This is a genomic window from Streptomyces sp. NPDC087844 (assembly GCF_044742785.1).
In the GTDB taxonomy this organism is placed as follows: domain Bacteria; phylum Actinomycetota; class Actinomycetes; order Streptomycetales; family Streptomycetaceae; genus Streptomyces.
Genome location: NZ_JBIUVD010000015.1, coordinates 212,783 through 230,358, shown reverse-complemented (window position 1 = coordinate 230,358; position 17,576 = coordinate 212,783). Strand labels below are relative to the sequence as shown.

Below are 17,576 nucleotides of genomic sequence, written 5' to 3'. Positions count from 1 at the left end.
CCCCCGAAAGGGCAACGCCGGTCATGCGCAATCCCCTGGGTCTTCCGCTGCGCCGTGGGATGGTGGGTGCTTTTTCCCTCGCCTCGCTGTGGGCGCCGGGCGGACCGGCGGCGGCCGCCCCTGCCCCGCCGGACGCCACGGTCGCACCGCCCGTCGCCGAGGCGGAGAGCCTGACCTTCACCCAGCGGTACCGCGCGCTTGGGCACGGCGGGATCGTCCGGGCCGCCAACTCGTCGATCACCTGCCGTACGCCCGTCGCGCCGACAGCGGTGTCGTGCCCCGCCGCCCGCGCCGGCCTGGGCGTCGCGAACGACGGCTTCGACATGTTCTACACCGACATCGACCAGGACCCGAACACCTACAACTCCAGCAGCGCCGAGGTCCGCCTGCCGTCGGGCGCCCGCGTCTCGTACGCGCGGCTGTACTGGGGCGGCAATCTGCGGGTCGGTGAGCAGAAGCCGCCCGAGGACAACGGACGGGTGCTGATCGCCGAGCCCGGCGGCCGGTACCAGGAGGTGCTCGCGGACACCCTCGTCGGGCACCGGGTCACCCCCGGCGCGGACGCCTTCCAGGCCTCCGCGGACGTCACGCGGCTGGTGCGGTCGAGCGGCGCGGGCGCGTACACCGTGGCGCAGGTCAATGTGGCGATGGGGCACTCGGCGGCCGGCGCGTGGGGCGGCTGGACGCTGATGGTGGCGTACGAGAAGGAGTCGGAGCCGCTGCGGCATCTGGCGATCTGGGACGGCTTCGGCCCGGTGGGACCGGATGACGACCAGGTGGTCCGGGTGGACGACCTGCCGTTCCCCGAGGGGGCCACCGGTCGCGTGGGGCTCGTCGCCTACAACGGCGACCGCGGGCGGACCGGCGACTCGCTCACCGTGTCGGACGGGTGGGGCGAGGAGGTTCCCCTCGGCAACGGCGCCAACCCCCGGGACGACGTACTGAATTCGACGATCGGCGAGTCCGACGGGACGACTTCCCCTCGGAACCCTTCGTATCCGAACACGCTCGGGTACGACTCCGACGTCCTCGATCTCCGCGAGGGCCTGCGGCGCGGCGGGGACCGGTTGGACTTCCGGCTGGAGTCGCGGCGGGACGCCGCCTGGGCCGGCGCGCTGTTCGTCGCCGTCGACGCGAAGCCCTGATGCCCTGCCCCTCTTCTCCCGTTCCCTCTCCCGATCCGCCTCCCGCCCTTGTCCCCGACTCCGCGAGGAAAGCCCGCATGCGACTGTCACCGACCGGCCCAGGACCGAGGCCACGGGTCCTGCACGTCTCCCAGCCCGTCGACGGCGGGGTGGGCCGTGTGGTCACCGACCTGGTGCGGGCCCAGCTGACCGCCGGCGCCGACGTCACCGTCGCCTGTCCGCCGGACGGCGGCCTCGCGACGGCGGCCGAACTCCTGGGCGCGGACGTACGGCACTGGCACGCGACCCGCTCGCCGGGGCCGCGGCTCGCCCAGGAGGTACGGAGTCTGCGTCGGCTCGTACGGGAGGTGCGGCCGGACGTCGTGCACGCGCACAGCGCCAAGGCCGGGCTCGCGGCACGGCTCGCCGTGCGCGGGCGGGTGCCGACCGTGTTCCAGCCGCACGCCTGGTCGTTCGAGGCCGTCGGCGGGGCCACCGGCCTCCTCGCCCGCGACTGGGAACGGCTGGGCGCCCGTTGGGCTTCGCGGATGGTGTGCGTCAGCGAGGCCGAGCGGCGCACCGGGCAGCGGTCGGGGATCAAGGGCCGGTGGAGCGTCATCCCCAACGGCATCGACACGGAGAGCTTCCACCCGGCGCCCGCGAAGACCGTACGGGCCGGGATCGAGCTGCTCGAAGGGGTCGACGCGGCGGCGCCCCTCGTGGTGTGCGTCGGGCGGCTGTGCCGGCAGAAGGGGCAGGACGTCCTTCTGGAGGCGTGGCGCGAGGTGACCCGGCGGGTGCCCGCCGCGCGGCTCGTGCTGGTCGGCGACGGGCCGGACGCGCGGGCGCTGCGGGCCGGGGCTCCCCCGTCCGTGCTGTTCGCCGGGGCCGTCGCCGACGCCACGCCCTGGTACCAGGCCGCCGATCTGGTCGTCCTGCCGTCCCGCTGGGAGGGCATGGCGCTGGCGCCGCTGGAGGCCATGGCCTGCGGGCGGCCCGTCGTGATCACCGATGTGGACGGGGCGCGCGAGAGCCTGCCGCCAAGCCAGGGGGCACGCTGCCTGGTGCCGTCCGAGCGGCCGGACGCGCTGGCCGGGACCGTCGCCGAGCTGCTTCTCGACCCGCTGCTGCGCGAGTCGCTCGGTCATCAGGGACGCCGGTACGTAACGACCACGCACGACGTGCGGCGCACGGCCGCGGCCGTCGCCGACGTGTACCGCGATCTGATCGGCACCTGGCCGACCGGGCGGGACACGGGCGTGGACCACACCGAGTACAGGGAGTCCATCCACACGTGACTGCGGAAAGTACCGTTCCCTCCCCCGGCGGCCGGCCGCGGGCGGCGGACCACGGATTCACGTCCGTCTCACCCATCTCGTCCGTCACGCCCCACTCATCCGTCCCGTCCGGCTCGCCCGTCTCGGTCATCCCGCCGCGCGGGGCCATCGGCGGCTTCAGATTCCCGAGCGGCAGACGGCCCTTCGCCCGGCGGCCCTCACCGCTGCCCCTGCCCGCCGTGGACATCGGCGCGGCGCTGGCCGGCGGCGCCCTGGCACTGCCCTGGCCGCATCCGCTTCCGCTCGCCCTGCTGGTGCTCGCGGTGCTCCGGCTCAACGCGCACGCGTCGCTGTACCGGACGGCGTCCACACCCGCCGTGCCGGCTCCACTGGACGAACTGCCCGCAGTCTGCGCCCGGATCGCGGTGAGCTGGTGCGCGCTCGCGGCCCTGCTGGCGGCGTACTCCCCGGAGTACGCGCTGTCCGCCCGCGTCCTGGTCCTCGGCTGCGCGGTGCAGTCGCTGGTGAGCTGCGCGGGCCGGGGCGTCGTGCACGGGCACCGGCGCCGGGCGCTGCTGCGGCGCCCGCGTGCGGCCCTGGTGGTCGGCCGCACCGTCGACGCGCAGCGCGTGGCCGCCGCCTTCCTGCGGCATCCGGGCTGCGGGGTACGGCCGGTGGGCGTCGTCGCCGACGAGGCGAGCGACGGCGAGGGGCTGCCGGTACTGATCACCGGCGAGGAGGTCCAGCGGGCCCTCATCCAGAACGGCGTACAGGACGTGCTCGCCGTGGGCGGGTCCGGGTGGCCCGAACAGGATTCGCTGCTGCGGGCGTTGGGCGAGTCGGGCTGCGCCGTGTGGGAGGTGCGTCCGGACGCGCCGGCGTACGGGCGGGCCGAGCGGCTCGCCGGGTTCGCCTGCCGTCGGCTGCCCCTGGGCCGCCGGTACGGGAGCGCCGGGAAGCGACTGCTCGACGTGCTGGTCTCCGGGGCCCTGCTCCTGCTGGTCAGCCCGGTGCTGCTGGTGTGCGCGGTCGTGCTGCGGGCCGTCGGCGGTCCCGGTGTGGTGTTCCGGCAGGAGCGGATCGGCAAGGACGGGCGGCCGTTCACCCTCCTTAAGTTCCGTACGCACCGGCCGGTCGACGCGCACGAGGCGGCGACCCGCTGGAGCGTGGCGAACGAGCACGAGATGGTCTGGTTCTGCCGCTTCCTGCGGCGGACGTCGCTCGACGAGCTGCTCCAGTTGTGGAACGTCTTCTGGGGCGACATGAGCCTGGTCGGACCGCGCCCCGAACGGCCCTTCTTCGTCGGCCAGTTCAGCCAGACGTACCCCGGTTACGCGGCCCGCCACCGGATGCGCACCGGGATCACCGGGCTCGCGCAGATCCACGGACTGCGCGGCGACACCTCGATCGAGGACCGCTGCCGGTTCGACAACGCCTACATCGACGACTGGTCGCTCTGGCAGGACGTCTGCATCCTGGCGCGCACCGCGGTCTCGCTCGTGCGTCCGACGGGGAGCTGAACCGGTGACCCAGGTCCTGCCCGCCCCGCCGCTGGTCGCCGTCGTGGCCGCGGCGCCCCGCCGCTTCCTTCCCGTGCTGCCGGTGACCGCGCTGATCGCGATGCTCGCGCTGCCGGTCTCCGGGGACGGCGGCGGCACCCTCGCCGACGCCGTGTCCGGACTGGTCGTGGTGTGCTGCGCGCTGCGTCTCGTACGCGGCCGTCGGCGCCCCCTGTCCCGTACCGCGGCCGTCGTGCTCGGGCTGCCCGTCGTCGGGATCGCTGTGGCGACGGCCGGCGCGTCCTCGGCCGGGGTGGGGGCCGAGGGGCTGGTGCGCTATCTGCAGATCTTCGTGCTGGTGCCGACGGCCGTGATGCTGCTGGTACGCGACCGCCGTGACGCGCGCCTGGTCGCCTGGTCCCTCGTCGGGCTCGCGCTGTGGCAGGGGGCGCTCGGGGTCCAGCAGTTCGTGACCGGGACCGGGGCCTCGTACCAGGGCGAGATGATCCGGGCCGTGGGCACGTTCGGGGCGACGGACATCATGGGCATGGCGGCCGTGGTGGCGTTCGGGCTGGTGTGCGCGCTCGGTCTGGCGCTCGGGTCCGGGCCCGCGCGGCAGCGGACCGCGGCGGCGGTGTGCGCGCTGGCGCTGCTGCTGCCGCTCGCGCTGTCGTTCAGCCGGGGCGCGTGGATCGCGACGGCCGTGACGTGCGGGGCGCAGCTCGTACTCGCCGGACTGCGGCGGGCCGTACAGGTGTTCGCGGCGGTGGTGGCGGCCGCGGTGGTCCTGGTGGGCGGGCTCGGGGTGGGCTCCGCGATGCTTCAGGAGCGGATCAGCAGCATCACGCAGGTCGCGGACGCGCCGGACCAGTCGGTGACCGACCGGTACACGATGTGGACGGCCGCCGTCGACATGTGGAGCGGCCGGCCGCTGACCGGGGTGGGGCTGAAGGGATTCCCCGACCATCGCGACGGGCACGCCTCGCTCGCGCTGTCCTCGGGCAGTGACACGGACGGGGCGGGCGCCGGTTTCCACCGCCAGCCGCTGCTGTCACCGCACAACATGTATCTGCTGATCCTCAGCGAGCAGGGTCTGCTGGGGCTGCTCGCGCTGGCCGGAAGCTGGCTGGCGCTGCTGGTTCTCGGGCTCCGGAAGCTCTTTCGCGCACGGCGTTCCGCGAGCGGCACGGACTGCGCGCTCGTCGCCTGCGGGCTGCTGGTCTGGCAGCTGGTCGACTTCGTGTACGCCGACATCGGCGGCCCCTCGACCGTGCTGTCCGCGCTGGTCCTCGGCTTCGCCGCGTGGTGGGCGCTGGCGGACGAGGGCGCCGACGAAGGCCCCCGCGGGGATGCCCACGAGAAGGCTGGGGAGCGATGACGGTGACGCCTTCCCGGGCCGGGGACGAGGGGACGACGGCGCGAAGGGGTCGCCACCGCCGTACCGGAGCCAAAGCCGTGACCGGAGCCGGGACCGGAGCCGCGACCGGAGCCGAGAAGCCCGGCGATGCCCCGGCCGGGGGCGGGAGCGAGGACGAGGTCCAGTTGCCCGGCGCCCGCGTGGCGACCTCCGACGCCGCCGCACCCGGCGGGGCCGCCTCGACCCGCAGCGCGCCCACCGAGGCCGCGCCCGCCGAAGTCACCCCGCCCACCCGTGGCTTCCTCGCCAAGGCCACGCTCGTCACCGCCGCCCTCTCCATCGCGGGCGCCCTGTTCGGTCTCGGCCGGGACCAGGCGCTCGCGCACCTCTTCGGGGCCGGGACCGAGACGGACGCCTTCCTGGTCGCGTGGACCGTGCCGGAGGTCGCGGCGACGCTGCTGATCGAGGACGGGATGGCCTTCGTGCTGGTCCCGGCGTTCAGCCTGGCCGTGGCACGGCGGGCACGCGGAACCAGGGGCAGCGGCGGGGACCCCGTCCGCGCACTCGTCGCCTCCACACTGCCCCGCATCGCGCTGGTCCTCGTGGGGGTCTCCGCGCTGCTGATCGCCGGGGCGCCCTACCTGGTCGCGGGACTCGCGCCGGGACTGCCCGACCCCGGGCTCGCGGTCGACTGCACGCGGCTGACGGCGACCTGCGTCCTGAGCTTCGGGCTCGCCGGCTACTGCAGCGCGGCGCTGCGCGCGCACCGTCGCTTCCTGGCTCCGGCCGCCATCTACGTCGCCTACAACACCGGCATCATCACGGCGATGTTCGTCCTCGGCGGCCACTGGGGCGTGCGGTCCGCGGCCATCGGCGTGGCGCTGGGCGGCTGCCTGATGGTGGCGGCGCAGATTCCCGCCCTCGTACGGCAGCTCTTCGGCCGCCACCGGTCCGGGACCCCGGCCTCGGCTCCGGAAGCCGCCCTCGCGCACACCCCGGAGGCACCCGGCGCCGGCACCGCGGGCCCCGTGCCCGAGCAGTCCGGTCAGTCCGTGCAGCCCGGTCAGTCCGAGCAGTCCGAGCAGCGGTCGGTGACGCACTCGGTGAATCTCGCCCTCGTCACCCCGGTCCTGCTCTTCGCCCTCTGCCGGCAGTCGCAGGTCCTCATCGAGCGCTACCTCGCCTCCAACCTCCCCTCCGGAGCCATCTCGCACCTGAACTACGCGCAGAAGGTGGCCCAGATCCCGATGACCCTCTCGCTGATGCTGTGCACGGTCACCTTCCCGGTGCTGGCGCAGGCGCTCGCCGAGGGCGACACCGAGCGGGCCCGCAACCGGGTCGAGCGCGATGTCGCGGTCGCCGCGTGCATAGTCCTGCTGGGCGCCGCGGCGGTCTTCGCGTGTGCGCCGCAGATCATCGAACTCCTCTTCCAGCGGGGCGCGTTCACCGCTCGGGACACGGCGGCGACGGCGACCGTCATGCGGGTCTACTCGGTGGGGCTGCTCGGCCACACCCTCGTGGGCGCGCTCGTACGGACGTACTTCTCGGCCGGCCGTCCCACCTGGTACCCCCTCGCGGCGATGACCGCGGGCATCGTGGCCACCTCGTGGATCGGCGCCGCGACCGTCGGTGCCTGGGGGGTGTCCGGGATCGCCGCCGCCAACGCGATCGGGATCACCCTCACCGCGGCGCTGCTGCTGTCCGGCATGAACGAGCGGCGCAGCGTGCCGATCCATACCCGCCGGGTCGTCCACGAGCTCACCAAGCCGCTCCGCGCGGCCGGGTGCGCTGCCGTGGCGGGCGCCCTGTGCGCGAGCCGTTTCGACCCGCCCGCACTCGCCCTGCTCACCGGTGGTCTGACCGTCACCCTCGTCTACGTACTGCTGCTCCGGTTGCTCGGCGTCCAGGCCGTCGCACCCGCCTTCCGAACCGCCCTCCGCTCCGTCACCCGAAGGCTGCCGCATGCCCGTTTCCGCTGACCCGGCCGACCCGATCGGCCCGGCCGACGCCACCCGTACCGAGAGCCGCACCCGCACCCGCCCGGCCGCGGCGCCCCTGTGGGTGGCGATGTACCACTCGGTGGGCGACTGCTCCGACGACCCGTACCGCGTCACGGTCTCCCCCGACCGCCTCGACCGGCAGCTGGGCTGGCTGCACCGCCGGGGCTTGCGCGGGGTGGGCGTGGCGGACCTGCTCGCGGCCCGCGCCCGGGGCGAGGGCCGGGGCCTGGTCGGCCTCACCTTCGACGACGGCTACGCCGACTTCGCCGACAACGCCCTCCCCGTACTCGGGCGCTGGGGTTTCGGCGCCACCGTGTTCGTCCTGCCGGGCCGGCTCGGCGGTACGAACGAGTGGGACCCGCTCGGCCCCCGCAAACCCCTCCTCACCGCCGACGGCATCCGCCGGCTCGCGGACACCGAGGGCCTGGAGATCGCCTCGCACGGCCTCACCCATGTCGACCTCACCCTGGCCGACGACGCGTTGCTCGGCGCCGAGATCGGCGGCAGCCGGGCCCTGCTCTCCGAGCTGACGGGCCGTGAGGTCCAGGGCCTGTGCTACCCGTACGGGACGGTCGACCGGCGGGTCGCCGACGCCGCCCGGGCCGCCGGTTACGGCTACGCGTGCGCGATCGACCCCGGCCCGCTCACCGGCGTCTTCGCCCTGCCCCGGGTCCACATCGGGGAGAACGACACCTCCTGGCGGCTGCGGCTGAAGTACCGCCTGGCCCGGCTGCGCCGACGCCCGGTGCCCCTGACCGACCTCGACTCCGGCGCCGACACCGAGACGGAGGCGGAGACCCGGTGAAGGCCCTGCACGTCATCACCGGGCTCGGTGTCGGGGGGGCCGAGCAGCAACTGCGGCTGCTGGTGCGGAACCTGCCCGTCGACTGTGACGTGGTGACCCTCACCAACCCGGGCGCGGTCGCCGAGGGCCTCGCCGCGGACGGTGTGCGCGTCACCCACCTCGGCATACAGGGCAACCGCGACCTCGCGGCGCTCCCGCGCCTGGCCCAGCTGATCCGCCGCGGCCGTTACGACCTCGTCCACACCCACCTCTACCGGGCCTGCGTGTACGGCAGGGCCGCCGCACGGCTCGCCGGGGTGCGGGCCGTCGTGGCCACCGAGCACTCGCTCGGCGACTCGCAGATGGAGGGCCGCCGCCTCACCCCCGGCGTCCGGGCGCTCTATCTGGCCAGCGAGCGCCTCGGCCGCTCGACGGTCGCGGTCTCCCCCACGGTCGCCGAACGGCTGCGCCGCTGGGGAGTGCCGGGCCCGCGCATCGAGGTCGTGCCGAACGGCATCGACGTGGACCGCTTCCGCTTCGACGCGGCCCGGCGCGAGAACACCCGGCGGCGGCTGGGGCTGCCGCCGGGAGCGTACGTCGTCGGAGGTGTCGGGCGGCTGACGGCCGGCAAGCGGTTCGAGGTGCTCGTCCGGGCGCTGGCCGAACTCCCGGACGACGTCTGGCTGCTGCTGGTCGGCTCAGGCCCGCAGGAGAACGTGCTGCGGCGGGCGGCACAGCACGTGGGGGTCGCCGACCGGGTGCTCTTCACAGGCGAGCGCCCGAACGGGCCCGCGCCGCACGGCGCCGCGGACGGCCTCGATCTGCCGTCCCTGACCGGAGCCATGGACCTGCTCGCCTCGCCGTCCGCGGAGGAGGCCTTCGGGCTCGCCGTCGTGGAGGCCCTGGCGGCCGGTCTGCCCGTGCTCTACGTCTCCTGTCCGGCCGTCGACGACCTCCCCCGGGACGCGGCGCCGTTCGCCCGGCGGGTGCAGGGCGGCGCGGACTCCTTCGTACGGGCCGTGCGGCAGGCCCGTGCGCAGGGCCCCGGGCCGCGCTCCGCGCCGGACGCCGCCCACCACTACAGCATCGCCCGCAGCGCCGACCGGCTCATGGACATCTACGCGGCCGCAACTCTGGGAGTGAGTTCCACATGACCGACAACCCCCTCCGTATCACCTGGCGGCCGGACACGGCACTCGCGCGCGCCAGGGCGCTGCCGCCGTGGTCCCTGCTCGCCGCGGGCGCCCTCCTCGGCGGAGTGCTCGGCGGCACGTACGGCGTCCTGAGGACTCCGCAGTACACCGCCACGAGTTACGTCATCGCCGTCCCCACCGAGCAGTCGGACCCGGCGGCGGCGCTCGGCTTCGCGCAGGCCTACGGGCGGGTCGCCACCCAGCTCGCGGTGCTCGGAGACGCCCAGGTGTGGGCGGGCGTACCGGTGTCGACCCTGCGCGAGAGCGTGCGGACGGCCACCTCGCCGGACGCGCCGATGGTCGCGGTGACCGCCACCTCCACCCGGCCCGACCTGGCCGCGGACATCGCCAACGCCGTGTCGCGCTCGCTGACCCGGCACGCGAACGCCACCAAGGACAGCACGCATGTGAAACTGCTGCGGTTCTCCCGGGCGATCGAGCCCACCGGGGCCTCGTCGGCGTCCGCGGCGGTGACCGGGCTCGTCGGCGCCGGCGCGGGCGGCCTGCTCGGCGGGCTCTCGCTGCTGGTCCGGCCGCGCCGGACCCCGGAGCCCGCGCCCGCGCCCACGGCCTCGGTGCCGGGCCCCGCCACCGCCGCCGTCTTCCGCGGGCAACTGTGACAGCCGCCGCCCCGCGTACGGACCCACGTACCGGCGTGCGTACCGACCTGCGTACAGAACTCTGCACCGACGAGCGGGAGTTCGGCCGGCTGGCCGAGGAGTGGGGGCGGCTGTACCGGCACTGCGGCACGGCGACCCCGTTCCAGAGCCACGCGTGGCTGCACTCGTGGTGGCTCTCGTACGGCACGCCCGGCAGGCTCCGTCTCGTGCTCGTCCGCGACGGCGCCGACCTGGTGGCCGCCGCGCCGCTGATGCTCGTACGGCAGCCGTGGCCGGCCCTGGTGCCGCTGGGCGGGTCGATCTCCGACTTCGGGGACGTGCTGATCGAGGACGGCGAGCGCGCCGACCGCGCCGCCGCCGCCCTGGCCGACGGGCTGGCCGCCGCCGCGCGCACCGCGTTGATCGACTTCCGTGAGGTGCGGCCCGGGGGTGCGGTGGAGCGGGTGTACGCGAGCTGGCGCGGGCCCCGGCGGCGCGTGCCGGACTCGCTGTGCCTGGAGCTGCCCGCCGTGCCGATGGACGACCTGATCGGACGGCTGGCGACGGCCAAGGCCCAGCAGCGGGTCCGCGCCAAGCTGCGCAAGCTGTCCACGCTGGGCGTCGAACGGCGGGCCGTACGCCCCGACGAGGTCGACACGGCACTGCGCAGGCTTCTGGAGCTGCACCGGCTGCAGTGGCAGGGCCGGAAGGTGACCACCGAGCATCTGCAGGATCGCTTCGCCGAACATCTGATCCGTTCGGTGGGGCCGATGGTCCGTGCCGGGGACGCGGTGGTGACCGAGTTCCGGGTGGACGGCACCGTGGTGGCGGTCGACCTGACGCTCCTGTCGGAGCGGTTGGCGGGCGGCTATCTGTACGGCGCGCATCCGCAGCTGCGGGAGCGCAAGGCGGACGTGGCGACGATGCTGCTGCACGCCTGCGCCCAGCACACCGGAGCGGGCGGGCGCCGGGTGCTGAGTCTGCTGCGCGGCAACGAGCCCTACAAGCACCACTGGCGCCCGCAGCCCGTCGTCAACCAGCGTTTCCTGCTGGCCCGGCGGCGGACGGCACCGCTGATGTCCGCCGCCGTCTGTGACGTGGCCGCCCGCAGCCGGGGCAAGAAGCTGCTCGACCGGTTCCTCGGCTGGAGGGAACGCGGTGGCGGCAGGCCGTGACCGGCCCGCCGCCTCCTCTGCCCTCGGGTCAGCGGTTGCGCGACCACCAGTCGAAGCGCAGGCAGAGCTTCCCGCCCAGCCAGTACTCCACCCAGTCGCCCAGGGCCACCGGCGAGCAGTTCGACGGCCGCTCGGGCGTCGGGTCGGTGGGCTTGGGCGGATGGGTCGGCCTGGGCGGATCGGTCGGCCTGGGCGCCGGGTCGGTGGGCTTCGGTGCCGGGTCGGTGCGGCCGAAGAGCACGGACCGGTAGATCTCGGAGGCCTCGGGGTTGTCGTCGCACTGCCACACACCGTGCGGGCAGTAGTCGGTGAGCGTGTTGTACAGCGGCTTGTGCTCGTCCAGCCAGGCGAGCATGCGCTTCATGTAGGTCGCGTTGTCGCCGTTTCGGAAGAGCCCCCATTCAGGATAGGAAATCGGCTTTCCGTGCGCTTTCGCGAAGTCGACGTGCGCCTGGAGCCCGTAGGGCTCGGAGACCGCCTCGTCGAATGACTGTCCGCGCGGCTGGTCGTACGAATCCATGCCGATGATGTCGACCGTCTCGTCGCCCGGATAGCACTGGGTCCAGGGAATGGCGTCCCGGCCGCGGTTCGGAGTGAAGTCGAAGCGGAATTTCTGCCCCGGCACCGCTCGCATGGCGGTGACGATCCTGTCCCAGTACCTCTTCCAGGCCTCCGGGTCCGGCCCGCAGCGATGGGTGTACGTGATGCCGTTCATCTCCCAGCCGAGCACGATGACGGTGTCGGGCACCTCCAGCTCGACGAGCCGCTCGGCCAGCTTGCGGAAGTGGTGGTCGAACTCGCCGTCCGCGCCGCGCCGCAGCAGACCGCGGACCTCCCGGTCGGAGACGCCCTCCTCGTTGCGCTCCAGCATGGGCACGTTGAGGACGAAGAGGCGGTCGGCCTCCTCCCGCCGCCAGTGGGCCCAGGCGTCGAGGAAGCCGGGCAGGCCCTCGATGTTGCTCCAGCGGTCGCCCGGCAGATACGTGTGCGCCACGCGCAGGTCGGCCCCGCCCAGCCAGCGGCTGAGTTCGGCGATCCGGGCCACTCCGCGGGGCCCGTAGTCCAGGTAGGCGCCGAAGGCCGGGTTCTCGGGGCCCCGCGGCGGCGCGGGCTGCGGGCTCGCCTGCCCGGGGAGGGCGGGCGCGGCGGCCGGCGCCGCGACACCGGTGGGCGCGGTCGGCGGCGGGGCGGGCGGCTCGCCCGCCCTCGTCGCCGTCGCGTACCCCGTCCCGGACGCGAGGGCGGCCGAGGCGAAGAGTCCGGCGGTGAGTACGGCGGCGACGCATGCCGGCCGTCTGGTTCGGGTCCGTTGCAGTGGGGCCATGTCCACTCCTCGCGCTTCATTTCCACCGTCCACTGACACTCAGTCATATGAATGCGCATTGCGCCAACCGAGGCCGGGCGCCGGGGAAATGCCCGATCACCCGCACGGGTGAGAAACCAGAAGCGAAGAATCAGAAGCGATCCCAAGGAAACAAACCCATGCCGTCCTTCGACATCCGCGTGCCCGCCGTACTGCTGCGCACCGACCGAAATCCCTTTCACCACGGCACGCTGGGGGCCGTACGCTCCCTCGGCCGGGCCGGCATCGACGTACACCTGGTCGCGGATTCCACCGGAAGTCCGGTGCGCGCTTCCCGTTTTGTCTACCGGATGCATCCGCCGCCCGCTCCCGGGGCCCCGCCGTCCGAGATCGCTTCGACATTGCGCCGAGTGGCGGCACGGGTGGGCCGGCCCGCCGTACTGATCCCCATGGATGACGCGAGCGCCGTGGCCGTGGACCGGCTGCGGGCCGAGCTCTCCCCCCGCTTTCTGCTGCCCCCCGCTCCCGCGGGTCTCGCCGAGCGGGTCGCGGACAAGGCGGAACTGGCCGCCGTGTGCGAGTCCGCGGGTATCCCGCACCCGGTGACGCTGATCCCGGACGGTCCCGCGCAGGCGGCCTCGGCGGCCTGGCGGCTGGGGCTGCCGGTGGTGGCGAAGTGGAGCCGTCCCTGGCTGCTGCCCGCCGGTTCGGACCTGCGCAGTACGACGGTGCTGACCTCCGCGCAGGAGGCGCGGGCCCTGTGTCGGCGGGCCGAGGAGGCGGGCAGCCGCCTGCTGCTCCAGGCGTTCCTGCCGCCTGGTCCCGACCGGGACTGGTTCTTCCACGGGTACGTGGACCGGTCCGGGGCGGTGCGCGGGGGCGGCGCGGGCCGCAAACAGCTGGCCTGGCCGCGCGGCGCGGGCCTGACCGCGGTCGGTCGCTGGACGCCGAATACGGCCGTGCGGACGCCGGCCGAACGGCTGGTCTCGCAACTCGGCTACCGCGGCATCCTCGACCTGGACTTCCGCCGCGACGGTGTGACCGGCGCGTACCACCTCCTCGACTTCAATCCGCGGCCCGGCGCGCAGTTCCGGCTGTTCGCCGACGGGGCGGGGCTCGACGTGGTGCGGGCCCTGCACCTGGACCTGACCCACCGTCCGCTGCCTGCGCCCGTCCCCCTCCCGGGCCGGACCTTCGTGGTGGAGAACTACGCGCCGCTGTCGGCCGCGTTCCGCCGCGGGACCGAGCCGGCCTGGCACGCCCGGGACGACCTCGCGCCCGGTGCCGCCCTGTGGGCGCTGTGGTCCCGGCATCTGGGCAGGCGAGCGGCCCGGCGGCTGCTGGACCGCGTCCGCCGGACGGCCTTCACGCCGACCGCCGCGCCGGCCGCCGACGCGCGCCCGGTACGACCGCCCGCACCTTCCGACGCAAATCCCTTGCCCGTGGACCCCCTGTCCGTGGATCCCCTGTCCGTGGATCCCCTGTCCGACGACGAGAAAGCGAGCAGTCTCTGATGTACGACCTGCTGGTGGTGGGAGCCGGTCCCTACGGCCTGTCCATCGCCTCCCACGCCGCGGCGGCCGGCCTGCGCCTGCGGGTGTTCGGCCGGCCCATGGCCTCCTGGCGCGACCACATGCCCCGCGGCATGTTCCTCAAGTCCGAGCCGTGGGCCTCCAACCTCTCGGATCCCGAGGGCCGCCTGAGCCTGGCCGCCTACTGCGCGGAGCAGGGCGTGGAGGCCCGGCACGGGGCGCCCATCCCGGTCGAGGTGTTCGCCTCGTACGGGCTGTGGTTCGCGCGGCACTCGGTCCCGGAGGTGGACGAGCGCGCGATCGCGCACATCCACCCCTGCCCGGGCGGTTTCGAGGCGGTCACCGAGGACGGCGGGACCGTGCGCGCGAGGACGGTCGCGCTGGCGGTCGGCGTGCTCCCCTTCACCGAAATCCCTGCCAGTCTGCGCGGCTTGGCGCCCGAACTCGTCTCGCACAGCAGTCACCACAGCGATCTGGACCGCTTCGCGGGCAAGGACGTCACCGTGGTCGGCGGCGGCCAGGCCGCGCTGGAGACGGCGGCCCTGCTCGCCGAACAGGGCACCCGCGTCCGGATCGTGGCCCGGGCCCCCGGCCTCTCCTGGAACGACGTGCCGCCGCCCTGGGAGCGCCCGTGGTGGCAGTCGGCCCGCGCCCCGCACAGCGGCCTCGGCCCCGGCTGGCGCAACTGGCTCTACGCCGAGCGCCCCGGCGCGTTCCGCCGCCTTCCCGCGCCCACCCGCGCCCGGATCGCCACCACGGCCCTCGGCCCCGCGGGCGCCTGGTGGATCCGCGACCGGGTCGAGCCGTCCGTCGACCTGCTGCTGGGCCACGAGATCGCGGCGGCCCACAGGTCCGGAGGCGGCGTACGCCTCGACCTGCTCGGCCCGACCGGTGGGCCGACGTCCCTGGACACCGGACACGTCATCGCCGCCACGGGGTTCAGACCGACCCGGGAACGCCTGGGGATCCTGACGGCGGACGTGCACGAGGGCCTGACCGCGTCACCCGACGGATCCCCCTACGTGGGCCGGGAGTTCGAGTCGTCCTGGCCGGGGCTCTTCATGGCGGGCCTGGTCACGGCGGCCGGCTTCGGCCCGGCCATGCGGTTCGTGCACGGCGCCTCGTTCACGGCCCGGACCCTCGTACGGGGGGTGCGGCGCCGGCTCCGTACGGGACCGGCCCTCCTGCCCGTGCCCGGCGCGCGGGAGCGGCGCGGGGTGCTGGGGGCGGCGGGACGCTGACCGTCCGGATGCCGACCACCCCATGAGGGTGCCGGGTGCCGGGTGCCGGGCGTGTGGCGTCCGGCACCCGGCGCGTCGTCACCGGCGGGACGCGGCCCGGTTACGTCGGTACAGGACCGCTCCACCGAGCAGCAGACCCGTGCCGGCGGCGGAGGCCGCGAGCATCCCGTCGACGCCGGTGTGCGCCAGTTCCGGCCAGGGGCTGGTGCCCGCGGAGGGCGGGGACGGATGCGGCGCTCGCGGCGGACCCGTGGTGGGCGGGACCGTCGGCGAGGGTCCCGTGCTGGGCGGCACCGTCGGCGGACCCGTCTCGGGGGGCGTCGTCCGCGGCGGGGTGGTGTGCGGAGGCGTGGTGTGCGGAGGACCGGACGGGGGCCCGGACGGCGGGGTGTCGTCGTCGCCGTAGCCCTTCGGTCCGTCGTGCCCGCACTTGCCGCCGAACGCGGGGTTCAGCGGGCCGCCCGCGTCCGCGGTGTCGCCGCACTCGTTCGCCGGAACGTGAACCGGGGCCTCGTCGGTGGTGCCCGACCCGACACCGTGGTCCGAGCCGTATCCGGCCGGGGTTCCGTGGCGGGGCCCGTCCGGCTTGCGGTGCTTGCCCGTGGGGGTGGCGCAGGAGTTGCCGAACGACGGGTTGAGGCCGGCCGCCACGTTCGCGGAGTTGCCGCACGCGTTCACGGGCACGCCCACCGGTGCCTGCACGTTGTTGCCGGACAGCACTCCGGGCGAGTCCGCCGCCACCCCGTGCACGTCCGAGTCCGCGAACGCCTGGGAGTTGTACAGGGACAAGATGCTCGTCGCGGCGGCGGCCGCGACCATTCCCTTGCTCAGGGTCTGTCGCAACTGTGTTGTCTTCTCTGCTGGTAGAAGTGGGAAAAGCCGGCCTTGGCACCGGGATGCGGTCCAAGGCCGGCCTGACTCAGCCGTTCGGTCGGTGCGTTACGACGTCAGTCGTTTTCGCACTCGTTGCCGAACGCCGGGTTCAGCAGGCCGATCACGTTGATCGTGTTGCCGCACACGTTGACAGGAACGTGAACGGGCACCTGGAGAACGTTGCCGGAGAGGACGCCGGGCGAGCCCACGGCGGCACCCTCGGCCTCGGAGTCGGCGAAGGCGGGGGCCGCCATTCCGAGGGCCATGATGGCTCCGGCGATGACGGCTGCGCTCTTCTTGTGATTCACGTGCTTTCCCTTCTCTGCGGTCATGCCCCTGTACCGGCCGAAACCGAGCGAGCGCGTTTTGAACGGCTCGCAGCACGACCTCGGGTTGTAAACGAGAAACGGAGGTCCGAAGAAACTACGTAAGGTGAACCGCTTGGTAATTCACTCGAACGCACCGAACAGGCGGAATTACGCGGAGAAAAGCCCGGGCCGTCCGCACACTCGTACAGCGGACAGCCCGGGCGGTGCCAGGTTCGGCTACTCGCCGTTCGCCGACAGGACGGACAGGTCCTCCAGGATGTGCGACAGGGCCGCGTCGCGCTTCGCCTCGGTGGAGTTGTCCGCACACTGCTGCGCGAGGTCGTCCGACAGGATCGGGACGTCCTGGATCGGAACGATGTTCACGACGGCGACGTTGATGTCCTCAAGGGCCACACACGGCTTGTTGAGCGAACCCTCGACCAGCGAGAGCTGGGGGCTCATGTCGCCCTTGGTCGCCGAGTTGCCGAACGCCGACGAGGCACCGTTGCCGTTGGCCACGGCCGGCCCGGAGTCATCACCGATGGCCAGCGCCTGGGGGGCGGCCGCCACCGACATACCGATGACAGAAGCGGCAGCCGCCGCGGCGAACATTGCCTTCTTAAGCACTTCGCGTTCCTTTCCTAGTAGCGACGCATGTCGTACTGCCTCATCAACCGGCGGCGTCGCGATTGGTTGCGGTCGTTCACCCGGTTGGCTCGCATTGAATCCGCCGGCAGATGGGAATGGCGATGGGCGGCCCTCTCACGAACCGCTCCGGTGTGGGCCGACGGAGTGAATCGGAGGAACTATGTCTCGCCCATGCAGTTGAACCAGAGCGCTCCGGTGGACGGGGTTTCCTAAGAGAGGACTAACCAATGATCAAGAAGGTTCTTGCCACCGCGGCGATCGCTGCTTCCGTCGTGGGTGCTTCCGCCGCCTTGGCGCCGCAGGCGATGGCGATCGGTGACGACAGTGGCCCGAACACCGCGAACGGCAACGCGGCCGCGCAGTACTACGGCAACTCCGCCACGTACGGCAACATGAGCCCGCAGATGGCGCTCATCCAGGGCTCCTTCAACAAGCCCTGCATCGGCCTGAACGACATCAACGTTCCGGTGGTCAACCTGATCCCGATCCAGGACGTCCCGATCCTGTCGGACGACATGAACCAGCAGTGCACCGAGAACTCCACCCAGGTCAAGCGCGACGGCGCGCTGGCGCACCTCCTGGAAGACGTGTCGATCCTCTCCGCCAACGGCGAGGGCTGAGACCGGCAGAAGGGCGGTACCACCCGGGGGCTCCTCGGTGGTA

Annotated in this window: 16 protein-coding genes; 12 read left to right on the top strand and 4 right to left on the bottom strand. The window is 73.6% G+C overall.

Going from position 1 to position 17,576, the window contains the following annotated elements:
* Positions 1 to 23: 23 nt before the first annotated feature.
* The 9 genes from ACIOKD_RS27400 to ACIOKD_RS27360 all read left to right on the top strand — a co-directional run bounded on the left by ACIOKD_RS27400 (position 24) and on the right by ACIOKD_RS27360 (position 11,008).
* Complete coding sequence (locus ACIOKD_RS27400) at positions 24 to 1,145, top strand: DUF3344 domain-containing protein (RefSeq protein WP_402089230.1); 1,122 nt, start codon at positions 24 to 26, stop codon at positions 1,143 to 1,145.
* A 77-nt stretch (positions 1,146 to 1,222) separates the two neighbouring features.
* Positions 1,223 to 2,422: a glycosyltransferase family 4 protein gene (locus tag ACIOKD_RS27395; RefSeq protein WP_402089227.1), complete on the top strand. Its 1,200-nt coding sequence runs from the start codon at positions 1,223 to 1,225 to the stop codon at positions 2,420 to 2,422.
* Positions 2,419 to 3,921 (top strand): exopolysaccharide biosynthesis polyprenyl glycosylphosphotransferase, encoded by a 1,503-nt coding sequence (locus ACIOKD_RS27390; protein ID WP_402089224.1) that lies wholly within the window; start codon positions 2,419 to 2,421, stop codon positions 3,919 to 3,921. Before ACIOKD_RS27395 ends, ACIOKD_RS27390 begins: the two co-directional genes overlap by 4 nt.
* A gap of 4 nt (positions 3,922 to 3,925) precedes the next feature.
* Positions 3,926 to 5,278, top strand: coding sequence for an O-antigen ligase family protein (locus tag ACIOKD_RS27385; RefSeq protein WP_402089221.1), 1,353 nt, complete (start codon positions 3,926 to 3,928; stop codon positions 5,276 to 5,278).
* Between the two features lie 77 nt (positions 5,279 to 5,355).
* Positions 5,356 to 7,236 carry a murein biosynthesis integral membrane protein MurJ gene (gene murJ, locus ACIOKD_RS27380; protein ID WP_402089218.1) on the top strand — a complete coding sequence of 627 codons (1,881 nt, stop codon included), beginning with the start codon at positions 5,356 to 5,358 and terminating at the stop codon, positions 7,234 to 7,236.
* A gap of 88 nt (positions 7,237 to 7,324) precedes the next feature.
* Entirely contained in the window at positions 7,325 to 8,062 is a 738-nt protein-coding gene (locus ACIOKD_RS27375) for a polysaccharide deacetylase family protein (RefSeq protein ID WP_402089309.1), read from the top strand.
* Positions 8,059 to 9,195, top strand: a complete 1,137-nt coding sequence (locus ACIOKD_RS27370) for a glycosyltransferase (protein WP_402089215.1) — start codon at positions 8,059 to 8,061, stop codon at positions 9,193 to 9,195. Before ACIOKD_RS27375 ends, ACIOKD_RS27370 begins: the two co-directional genes overlap by 4 nt.
* Entirely contained in the window at positions 9,192 to 9,854 is a 663-nt protein-coding gene (locus tag ACIOKD_RS27365) for a lipopolysaccharide biosynthesis protein (RefSeq protein ID WP_402089212.1), read from the top strand. The genes ACIOKD_RS27370 and ACIOKD_RS27365 overlap by 4 nt, the downstream gene beginning before the upstream one ends.
* 35 nt (positions 9,855 to 9,889) lie before the next feature.
* A complete protein-coding gene (locus tag ACIOKD_RS27360) occupies positions 9,890 to 11,008 on the top strand; it encodes a GNAT family N-acetyltransferase (RefSeq protein ID WP_402089209.1) in 1,119 nt (372 codons plus the stop codon).
* A gap of 28 nt (positions 11,009 to 11,036) precedes the next feature.
* Here ACIOKD_RS27360 and ACIOKD_RS27355 read toward each other — a convergent pair whose 3' ends face one another.
* The gene (locus ACIOKD_RS27355) at positions 11,037 to 12,332 is read right to left on the bottom strand and encodes a glycoside hydrolase family 26 protein (protein ID WP_402089207.1); all 1,296 of its coding nucleotides are present in this window, start codon (positions 12,330 to 12,332) and stop codon (positions 11,037 to 11,039) included.
* Positions 12,333 to 12,490: 158 nt separating this feature from the next.
* On the opposite strand from ACIOKD_RS27355, the gene ACIOKD_RS27350 reads away from it, so the two are divergent.
* Together ACIOKD_RS27350 and ACIOKD_RS27345 are read left to right on the top strand one after the other, a co-directional pair.
* Positions 12,491 to 13,825 (top strand): ATP-grasp domain-containing protein, encoded by a 1,335-nt coding sequence (locus tag ACIOKD_RS27350; protein ID WP_402089204.1) that lies wholly within the window; start codon positions 12,491 to 12,493, stop codon positions 13,823 to 13,825.
* Positions 13,825 to 15,084, top strand: coding sequence for an NAD(P)-binding domain-containing protein (locus ACIOKD_RS27345; RefSeq protein ID WP_402089201.1), 1,260 nt, complete (start codon positions 13,825 to 13,827; stop codon positions 15,082 to 15,084). Before ACIOKD_RS27350 ends, ACIOKD_RS27345 begins: the two co-directional genes overlap by 1 nt.
* A 78-nt stretch (positions 15,085 to 15,162) precedes the next feature.
* Here the strand turns inward: ACIOKD_RS27345 and ACIOKD_RS27340 are convergent, their stop codons facing one another.
* The 3 genes from ACIOKD_RS27340 to rdlA all read right to left on the bottom strand — a co-directional run bounded on the left by ACIOKD_RS27340 (position 15,163) and on the right by rdlA (position 16,892).
* A complete protein-coding gene (locus ACIOKD_RS27340) occupies positions 15,163 to 15,927 on the bottom strand; it encodes a chaplin (RefSeq protein ID WP_402089198.1) in 765 nt (254 codons plus the stop codon).
* A gap of 104 nt (positions 15,928 to 16,031) precedes the next feature.
* The gene (locus tag ACIOKD_RS27335; protein WP_402089307.1) at positions 16,032 to 16,223 is read right to left on the bottom strand and encodes a chaplin; all 192 of its coding nucleotides are present in this window, start codon (positions 16,221 to 16,223) and stop codon (positions 16,032 to 16,034) included.
* Between the two features lie 279 nt (positions 16,224 to 16,502).
* Positions 16,503 to 16,892, bottom strand: coding sequence for a rodlin RdlA (rdlA, locus tag ACIOKD_RS27330; protein ID WP_402089195.1), 390 nt, complete (start codon positions 16,890 to 16,892; stop codon positions 16,503 to 16,505).
* Between the two features lie 248 nt (positions 16,893 to 17,140).
* Here rdlA and ACIOKD_RS27325 point away from each other — a divergent pair, with 248 nt between their 5' ends.
* Complete coding sequence (locus tag ACIOKD_RS27325) at positions 17,141 to 17,533, top strand: rodlin (protein ID WP_402089192.1); 393 nt, start codon at positions 17,141 to 17,143, stop codon at positions 17,531 to 17,533.
* Positions 17,534 to 17,576 lie beyond the last annotated feature (43 nt).